Origin of the sequence: Kitasatospora sp. NPDC018619 (assembly GCF_044391605.1) — a bacterium.
Lineage (GTDB): Bacteria > Actinomycetota > Actinomycetes > Streptomycetales > Streptomycetaceae > Kitasatospora.
In genome coordinates, this window is record NZ_JBISAI010000040.1 from 1 (window position 1) to 8,393 (window position 8,393).

Below are 8,393 nucleotides of genomic sequence, written 5' to 3' on the forward strand. Positions count from 1 at the left end.
CCTATATAACTAACACTCCGCGCCGCCCCCACCCCAACAAAACGTGTGCCCGGGGGGGGGGGCGGGGGGGGGGGGGGGGGGGCGGGGCGGGGGGGGGGGGGCCCGGCCCGGGCGCCGCCCCCACGGCCTGCCCGGCGGCCCCAGGGGGCCGCTGGGCAGGGGTTCGTCGGGAGGAGCGGCCTCCGGACGGCCGGACGCGCCTCAGGCGGCCGGGAGGGCGTCCAGGGCGGTGCGCAGCCGGCGCAGCGTCTCCGGGCGGCCCAGCAGCTCCATGGACTCGAACAGCGGCGGGGAGACCCGCCGGCCGGTCACGGCCACCCGCAGCGGGGTGAAGGCGAACTTGGGCTTGATGCCGAGACCGTCCACCAGCGCCGCGCGCAGCGCGGCCTGGATCGGCTCCGGGGTGAAGTCCGCGAGCTCCTCCAGCGCCTTGATGCTGGCCTCCAGCACCGGGCGGGCGTCCGCGGTGAGCACCTTGGCGGCGTCGTCCGGGTCGACGGCGAACTCCTCCGGCGCCACGAACAGGAAGCCGGCCATGCCGACGATCTCGCTCAGCACGACCATCCGCTCCTGGGTGAGCGGCGCCACCCTGGCGAGCAGGTCCAGCTGCTCGGCGGTGGGCTCGGCCGGCAGCAGCCCGGCACCCTGGAGGAAGGGCACCAGGCGGCCGGCGAAGTCCTCCGGGGCCAGCCGGCGGACGTGCTCGGCGTTGATCGCCTCGCACTTCTTCAGGTCGAAGCGGGCCGGGTTGGAGTTGACCTTCGCGATGTCGAACGCGGCGACCAGCTCGTCCATGTCGAACAGGTCGCGGTCCTCGGCCAGCGACCAGCCCAGCAGGGACAGGTAGTTGAGCAGGCCCTCGCGGATGAACCCGAGCTCGCGGTACATGTTGAGCGAGGCCTGCGGGTCCCGCTTGGAGAGCTTCTTGTTGCCCTCGCCCATCACGTACGGCAGGTGGCCGAAGCGCGGGGTGGTGCCACCGCCGACGCCGATCTCGGCCAGCGCGGCGTACAGCGCGATCTGCCGCGGGGTGGAGGAGAGCAGGTCCTCGCCGCGCAGCACGTGGGTGATGCCCATCAGGGCGTCGTCCACCGGGTTGACCAGGGTGTACAGCGGGGCGCCGTTGGCCCGGACGATGCCGTAGTCCGGCACGTTCTCCGGCTCGAAGGTGAGCGTGCCGCGGACCAGGTCGTCGAAGCTGATGGTCCGGTCGGGCATCCGGAAGCGCAGGATCGGCTCGCGCTTCTCCAGCTTGAAGACCGCGACCTGCTCCTCCGTCAGGTCGCGGCAGTGGCCGTCGTAGCCGGAGGGCTTGCCGGCCGCGCGGGCGGCCTCGCGGCGGGCGTCCAGCTCCTCGGTGGAGCAGTAGCAGTGGTAGGCGTGGCCGGCCTCGTGCAGCCGGCGGGCGACGTCGGCGTAGATGTCCATCCGCTGCGACTGGCGGTACGGCGCGTGCGGGCCGCCGACCTCCGGGCCCTCGTCCCAGTCCAGGCCGAGCCAGCGCATGGCGTCGAGCAGCTGGTGGTACGACTCCTCGGAGTCGCGGGCGGAGTCGGTGTCCTCGATCCGGAAGACCAGCGTGCCGCCGGTGTGGCGGGCGTAGGCCCAGTTGAACAGGGCCGTGCGGACCATCCCCACGTGGGGGTTGCCGGTCGGGGAGGGACAGAAGCGAACCCGGACGTCCGGGTTGGTGTTAGCCACGCTTGATCACCTTGTTGGTGAGAGTGCCGATGCCTTCGATGGAGACGGCGACCTCGTCGCCGACGTTGAGGGGGCCCACCCCTGCGGGCGTGCCGGTGAGGATGACGTCGCCGGGCAGCAGCGTCATGGCCTCGGAGATGTGGACGACCAGCTCGGCGACCGAGCGGATCATCAGGGAGGTGCGGCCGGTCTGGCGGAGCTCGCCGTTGACCGTGCAGGTGATCGCGAGGTCGCTCGGGTCGACGTCGGTCTCGATCCACGGCCCCAGCGGGCAGGCGGTGTCGAAGCCCTTGGCCCGGGCCCACTGGCCCTCGCGCTGCTGGACGTCCCGGGCGGTGACGTCGTTGGCGCAGGTGTAGCCGAGGATCACCTCGGGGACCCGGTCCAGCGGCACCTCGCGGCACATCCGGCCGATCACCACGGCGAGTTCGGCCTCGTGGTGGACGTCGGAGGAGAACGGCGGGTAGGCGATGTTCTCGGTCGGGCCGATCACCGAGGTGGACGGCTTGAAGAAGGTGAGCGGGACGTCCGGGACCTCGTTGCCCAGCTCCGCCGCGTGCGCCGCGTAGTTGCGGCCGACCGCCACGATCTTGTTCGGGAGCATCGGGCTGAGCAGCCGGACGTCCTGGAAGCGGTAGCTCTCGCCGGTGGGCTGGGGCTGGCCGAACGGGTGGCCGGCCAGGGCGTGGACGACCAGCGAGTCGGGCTGGGAGGGGTCGCCCTCCACGACGCCGAAGGAGACGCTGCCGGCGGCAGGACTCCCTTCCCGGACGGAAAACCTGGCAATGCGCACGGCTGGGCTACCCCTCGCTTCGTCGGCCGCCCGGGGCGCGCCCGGGCGCTGGTGGGCGCCGCGCCCGCAGTGGGCGCGGCCCCGTCAATCGGGCTCCAGGCTATCGCGTGGGGCCCCGGCTGACCGCTTTGCCCCTGTTCGGGACGGTCGGGACGGAAGGGCCCCGGACGACGGCGAGGGCGCCGCCGTCACGGGTGTGACGACGGCGCCCTCGGTGCGGCGCCGCTGGTGGTCAGTCCCGGACCGGGACGACCGGGGCGACCATCAGCTGGGTGCGGCGCGGGTTGGCCGTGACGGCGGGCAGCTCGGTGCCGTAGGTCAGGACGTCCTCGGGCTTGCGGGCGCCCGGGATCTTGCTGAAGTCCTCGACCGAGGTCAGCGTCGTCCGGCGCGGGTTCGCCGTGGGGCGGCAGGACAGCGTGGACGTGGTGGCGGCCTTCTTCGCCTGGGACATCGAGAGCACCTCGTGGTCACGGTCGGACCGATCGCGGCGGATCGGCACCGGCCTGATGGATTCCGATTGATTCGGAAGGGTTCTGGGCAGGCTGATCGGGGCCGTGCTCCGGAGACAGCCAGGGTACGGATCTCATTCCACAGAGACCGTGACCAAAGCTACACATGAGACTGTGATTTTGCTCACAAATTTCCGAGCAAAATGCAGATATCCGACATATCGCCGCATCGGGACTTTCCGACATTCCGCCCGATAACGGGCATTCTGGAAGGTCTGCGACTCTTCCCGATACCGGGTCTGCTTGGCATGTATACGGCGAGTGTCCGAAAAAGGCGGTATTCCGGTCCCGTTACCGCACAGTCCGTGAGAACGCGCAAGCGGTCGGTAGCGCCGGGCGCCCGGTACCTGCGGCCCTTGTTGGGATTCCCCGGCTGTGCTGGAATGCGACGGACCGTGGGTAGGGAGTGGTCCACCCCGGTGCCCGCTCTCCCGGACCGGCCGGGGTGCGGATGGAAACTCGACACCGTCCAGGCCGTGGCGACGCGGCGGGACGCCCGGTCCAGAGGTTGCGACGCCAGTGCAGGGACGTTTCAAAAGGGGTAGCGGCGCCGCGGGCAACCCGGAGTCGCGCGAGCCTGTGGCAGCCCCCCGACAGGCGGCGGCCCCCGGCGGCCCTGCCGAGCCGGTCACACCCGAGGTCCCCGGCCGCCCGGAGGAGGACGGCCAGGAGCGGAAGTCCACCCGGGACAAGCTCCGCACCTCGCTGACCCGGCGCCGCGCCACCGGTATGAACCGGCTCGCGATGCGCAACTGGCGCATCCGGACCCGACTGATCGCGCTGCTCGCCCTCCCCGTCCTGGTCTCGCTGGTCCTCGGTGGCCTGCGCATCCAGAGCTCGATGGAGAACTCGCAGCAGCTCGCCCAGATGGCCAACCTGTCCGACCTGGCCAAGAAGGCGACCAACCTCGCGGACGCGCTCCAGACCGAGCGCGACATCAGCGCCGGCCCGATCACCCACGACCCGACCGCGCCGCTGGACGACGACATCGTCGCGGCCCGCAAGTCCACCGACGACCTGAGCCGCACCTTCACGGCGTCCTCCGACAGGTTCGAGAACCTCGAACTGTCCGGTGGCAAGGCGCTGTTGCTCCAGATCCGCAAGGACCTGAACTCGATCGCGGACACCCGCAGCCTGCCGTACCAGAACAACCAGAACATCCAGTCGACGATCACCGCCTACGACGTGATCATCCGCGACCTGCTGTCCATCACCCAGGACATCGCCCTCGCGTCGAACAACAAGGACCTGGTCGTCTCCACCCGCGCGCTGCAGCAGTTCTCGCTGGCGAAGAACGCGACCTCCCAGCAGCGGGCCCTGATCAGCGCCGCGCTCGCCAACCCGAAGAGCCCCGACCTCAGCCCCAGCGACGAGTCCTTCGGTATCCGCCTGCGCAGCTCGTACGACAACGCGATCGCGAGCTTCAACAACATCTACACCGCGCACGACCTGGACAACCTGCGCAGCCAGCTGAGCTACAACTCGGTGGTCGCCGACGCCGACCGCTACGCCTCCACGATCCTCACCCAGAGCGGCATCCGGCAGACCGAGGCGGTCAGCTACAAGGACTGGTACGAGAAGGCCAGCTCCAAGATCACCGCCGAGCGCCGCATCGAGTCCAAGCTCATCGAGAACCTGGACGGCAAGGCCCAGGACCTCCAGTCCCAGGCCGACGCCGACGCCCTCATCATCGGTGTCGCGATCGCCCTGGTGCTGCTCGTCGCCCTCGGTGGCGCCGGTCTGATCGCCCGCTCGATGGTGCGTTCGCTGACCCGCCTCCAGGCCGCGGCCGAGGACGTCGCCGAGCGCCGCCTGCCCGAGCTGGTCAAGACCCTCTCCGAGGCCGACCCGCACGACGTCGACACCACGGTCGAGCCGGTCGCCGTCGACTCCACGGACGAGATCGGCCACGTGGCCCACGCGTTCGACATGGTGCACAGCGAGGCCGTCCGCCTCGCCGCCGAGCAGGCCCTCCTGCGCGGCAACATCAACGCGATGTTCACCAACCTCTCGCGCCGCAGCCAGGGCCTCATCCAGCGCCAGCTGTCGCTCATCTCCGAGCTGGAGAGCCGCGAGGCGGACCCGGACCAGCTGGCCAACCTCTTCAAGCTGGACCACCTCGCGACCCGCATGCGCCGCAACGGCGAGAACCTCCTCGTCCTCGCCGGCGAGGACCCGGGCCGCCGCTGGACCCGGCCCGTCCCGCTGGTCGACGTGCTGCGCGCCGCCGCCTCCGAGGTGGAGCAGTACGAGCGCATCGAGCTCGCCGCCGTGCCGTCGGCCGAGGTCGCCGGCCGCGTCGTCAACGACCTCGTCCACCTGCTCGCCGAGCTGCTCGAGAACGCCACCTCCTTCTCCAGCCCGCAGACCCGCGTGCGGGTCACCGGCCACGCGCTGCCGGACGGCCGCGTCCTGGTCGAGATCCACGACACCGGCATCGGCCTGAGCCCGGACGACCTCGCCGAGATCAACGAGCGCCTCGCCAACCCGCCGACGGTGGACGTCTCCGTCTCCCGCCGCATGGGCCTCTTCGTGGTCGGCCGCCTGTCCCTGCGGCACGGCATCCGCATCCAGCTGCGCCCCAGCGACTCCGGCGGCACCACCGCGCTGGTCATGCTGCCCGTGGACGTCACCAATTCGGGTGACCGCCGCGGCGCCGGCCGGGCCGGCTCCGGCCAGGGCAAGCAGCAGCGCGGGGTCACCCCGACGCCGCGCCAGCAGCGCCAGGTGCCGCCCGGCCGCCAGGCCCCTGCGGCCGCGCTCGGCCAGGGCCCGGCCGCCGGTGCCCCGCAGGGCGGGCGCCCGCAGCTCGGCCAGGGCGGCCCGGCCGCTCCGGGCGGTCCCGGTCCGCAGGCCGGCCCGGGTGCGCCCGGCGGCGGTCTGCCGACCCGCAAGGTCGGCCAGTCGCTGCGGGAGAACCCGGTGGCGCCGGGCGGCGGCCGGCCGGGCCAGGGCCGACAGCCCGCCCAGCCGCAGCCGAAGCAGCAGGCCCCGCAGAACCAGCAGAACCAGCAGGCACCGCAGCAGGCCCAGCAGGGCGGCCTGCCGCAGCGCGGCCCGGGCCGCCAGGGCCCGCCGCAGAGCGGCCCGAACGGCCTGCCCCGCCGCAGTGGCCAGCCGCAGCCCGGTCAGCCCCAGGGCGGCCCCCAGCAGCCGGGCCGGCCCGGTCAGGAGCGGCCGCGTCCCGGTGGCGGCTTCGACGGCGGTCCGGGTGCCCGGACCGGCGAGCAGCCGCAGCACGGCCGCCCCGGTGGTCCCGGCGCGCCGCAGCAGCAGGGGGCCCGGCCGGGCAACCGTCCGCAGGACGGCCTGCCGCAGCGCCGTCCGGCCCCCCAGGGTCCCGGTGCCCAGGGCCCCGGTGCCCAGGGCCCGCGCGGTCCGCAGCGCCCCGGCCCGGACGCGCCGCAGCGCGACCGCCAGCCGCAGCTGCCGCCGCAGGCCCCCCAGCAGGCCCAGCCGCTGCCGCCGGCCGAGCCGGCGCCGGTCGAGAGCACCCAGCAGTTCGCCCGGCCGCGCTTCGAGGCCAGCCAGATCGACCCGCGCGACCCGCTGGGCCTCGGCCTGGTCGAGCCGGTGCTGCCGAACGTGCCGAACCCGCCGCGTCCGGAGCCGGTGCGCCAGGAGCAGGCCCCGCAGCAGCCGCAGCCGCTGCCGCACCAGGAGCCGATGGCGCTGCCGACCGGGCCGTCCGAGGCGGCGGGCCGGCCGGGCGCCGGCGAGCAGCCCTGGTTCCCGCAGCCCGAGGACTCGCAGCAGGCGCGGCCGCGGCCGTACCAGCCGCGCCGCCCCGGCACCTCCGCGCCGGAGTTCCAGCAGGAGCAGCAGGCCCCCCAGCCCGCTCCCCAGCCGGCTCCGCAGCAGCAGGCCCCGCAGCAGCCGCAGGGCCAGCCGCAGCCGGGCACCGGCGACGCGCCGTGGCGCCCGTCCGCGAACGACGAGCGCTGGCGCCGTGCCGAGCAGATCCGCGAGCCCTCGACCAGTGGCGTCACCATGTCGGGCCTGCCCCGGCGGACCCCGCAGGCGAACCTGGTCTCCGGCACCGCCGAGGCCTCCCCGCTGACCGGTCCGCAGGTCTCCCGGGCCCCCGAGGAGGTCCGCGGCCGGCTGACCAACCTGCGCCGCGGCATCCAGCAGGGCCGCCGCGCCGGCGCCGAGCAGGCCGCCAACCAGGCGGGCTTCCAGCATGGTGCCCAGCAGTCCGGATTCGATAGTTTCGGTGGCCGGAGCGACGGCAACGGCGCAGATCACCAGGAGCGTTGAGTTGAACCAGATGAGCCAGGCCGCACAGAACCTGAACTGGCTGATCACCAATTTCGTGGACAACACCCCCGGGGTGTCCCACACCGTGGTGGTCTCCGCGGACGGCCTCCTGCTGTGCATGTCCGAGGGCTTCCCCCGGGACCGCGCCGACCAGCTCGCCGCCGTCGCCTCCGGCCTCACCTCGCTGACCACCGGCGCCAGCCGGATCTTCGAGGGCGGTGCCGTCAACCAGACCGTGGTCGAGATGGAGCGGGGCTTCCTGTTCCTGATGGCCGTCAGCGACGGCTCCGCGCTCGCCGTCCTGGCCGCGCCGGACTCCGACATCGGCCTGGTCGGCTACGAGATGGCCCTGCTCGTCGACCGCGCCGGCGCCGTCCTCACCCCCGCACTCCGCGCCGAGCTCCAGGGCAGTCTCCTGCACTGACCGGAACCCGCGCGGTTCTTCCACCGTCCCACCCGCACCGGGTCCGACCCGACCGGACCCGGTGCCGCACCCTCAGCTACCCTCAGGCAGCTGATCCCGCCTCAGCTGGCACCGCCCCAGCTGGAACCGGCTGCCGAAGGCCGCAGCACTAGGAGGACCCATGACCCCGCCCTCGACACCCGCCGGCCCGTACGGCAACGGGTACGGCAGCGGCTACGGCGGGCAGCAGTCCGACGGCTACGAGCAGCAGCCGCTGGTCCGCCCCTACGCGATGACCGGCGGACGGACCCGCCCCCGGTACCAGCTCGCCATCGAGGCGCTGATCTCCACCACCGGCGCGGCCGACCGGACGGGCGGGCTGCTGCCGGAGCACGCCCGGATCGTCAGCCTCTGCCGCGAGGTCAAGTCCGTCGCGGAGATCTCCGCCCTGGCGGGCGTGCCGCTCGGCGTCGCCCGCATCCTCGTCGCCGACCTTGCCGAGGCCGGTCTCGTCGCCATCCACCAGCCCGCCGCCGCGGGCGAGTCGGGCGGAACGCCCGATGTCACGCTGCTCGAAAGGGTCCTCAGTGGACTTCGCAAGCTCTAACGGCCCCGCCCGGGCCACGACTTCGGCCAAGATCGTCGTCGCGGGCGGCTTCGGTGTCGGCAAGACCACGCTCGTCGGCGCCGTCTCCGAGATCAACCCCCTGCGCACCGAAGCCGT

6 protein-coding genes and 1 pseudogene are annotated in these 8,393 nt (G+C 73.1%); 4 read left to right on the forward strand and 3 right to left on the reverse strand.

Going from position 1 to position 8,393, the window contains the following annotated elements; all coding sequences use genetic code 11:
• Nucleotides 1-201: 201 nt before the first annotated feature.
• The 3 genes from gltX to ACH5AR_RS33725 form a co-directional block, all read right to left on the reverse strand.
• A complete protein-coding gene (gltX, locus tag ACH5AR_RS33715) occupies nucleotides 202-1,632 on the reverse strand; it encodes a glutamate--tRNA ligase (RefSeq protein WP_396305347.1) in 1,431 nt (476 codons plus the stop codon).
• Nucleotides 1,633-1,693: 61 nt separating this feature from the next.
• A complete protein-coding gene (locus tag ACH5AR_RS33720; RefSeq protein ID WP_396305343.1) occupies nucleotides 1,694-2,494 on the reverse strand; it encodes a fumarylacetoacetate hydrolase family protein in 801 nt (266 codons plus the stop codon).
• Between the two features lie 232 nt (nucleotides 2,495-2,726).
• Nucleotides 2,727-2,948 (reverse strand): hypothetical protein, encoded by a 222-nt coding sequence (locus ACH5AR_RS33725; RefSeq protein ID WP_396305344.1) that lies wholly within the window; start codon nucleotides 2,946-2,948, stop codon nucleotides 2,727-2,729.
• Nucleotides 2,949-3,585: 637 nt separating this feature from the next.
• Between ACH5AR_RS33725 and ACH5AR_RS33730 the strand changes: the two genes are divergently transcribed.
• The 4 genes and pseudogenes from ACH5AR_RS33730 to ACH5AR_RS33745 all read left to right on the forward strand — a co-directional run.
• Nucleotides 3,586-7,266 carry a nitrate- and nitrite sensing domain-containing protein gene (locus ACH5AR_RS33730; protein ID WP_396305345.1) on the forward strand — a complete coding sequence of 1,227 codons (3,681 nt, stop codon included), beginning with the start codon at nucleotides 3,586-3,588 and terminating at the stop codon, nucleotides 7,264-7,266.
• A gap of 10 nt (nucleotides 7,267-7,276) precedes the next feature.
• The gene (locus ACH5AR_RS33735) at nucleotides 7,277-7,690 is read left to right on the forward strand and encodes a roadblock/LC7 domain-containing protein (protein WP_396305348.1); all 414 of its coding nucleotides are present in this window, start codon (nucleotides 7,277-7,279) and stop codon (nucleotides 7,688-7,690) included.
• A 160-nt stretch (nucleotides 7,691-7,850) separates the two neighbouring features.
• On the forward strand, nucleotides 7,851-8,276 hold the full coding sequence (locus ACH5AR_RS33740) for a DUF742 domain-containing protein (RefSeq protein ID WP_396305346.1): 426 nt from the start codon (nucleotides 7,851-7,853) through the stop codon (nucleotides 8,274-8,276).
• Nucleotides 8,257-8,393 (forward strand): annotated as a pseudogene (locus ACH5AR_RS33745) (ATP-binding protein); the annotation flags it as partial. The gene ACH5AR_RS33740 and the pseudogene ACH5AR_RS33745, both read left to right, overlap by 20 nt.

Excerpts from the sequence above, each read along its gene's own strand:
- ACH5AR_RS33735 (WP_396305348.1), top strand. The coding sequence starts at position 7,277 with ATGAGCCAGGCCGCACAGAACCTGAACTGGCTGATCACCAATTTCGTG.
- ACH5AR_RS33740 (WP_396305346.1), top strand. The coding sequence starts at position 7,851 with ATGACCCCGCCCTCGACACCCGCCGGCCCGTACGGCAACGGGTACGGC.
- gltX (WP_396305347.1), bottom strand. The coding sequence starts at position 1,632 with ATGGTCCGCACGGCCCTGTTCAACTGGGCCTACGCCCGCCACACCGGC.
- ACH5AR_RS33725 (WP_396305344.1), bottom strand. The coding sequence starts at position 2,948 with ATGTCCCAGGCGAAGAAGGCCGCCACCACGTCCACGCTGTCCTGCCGC.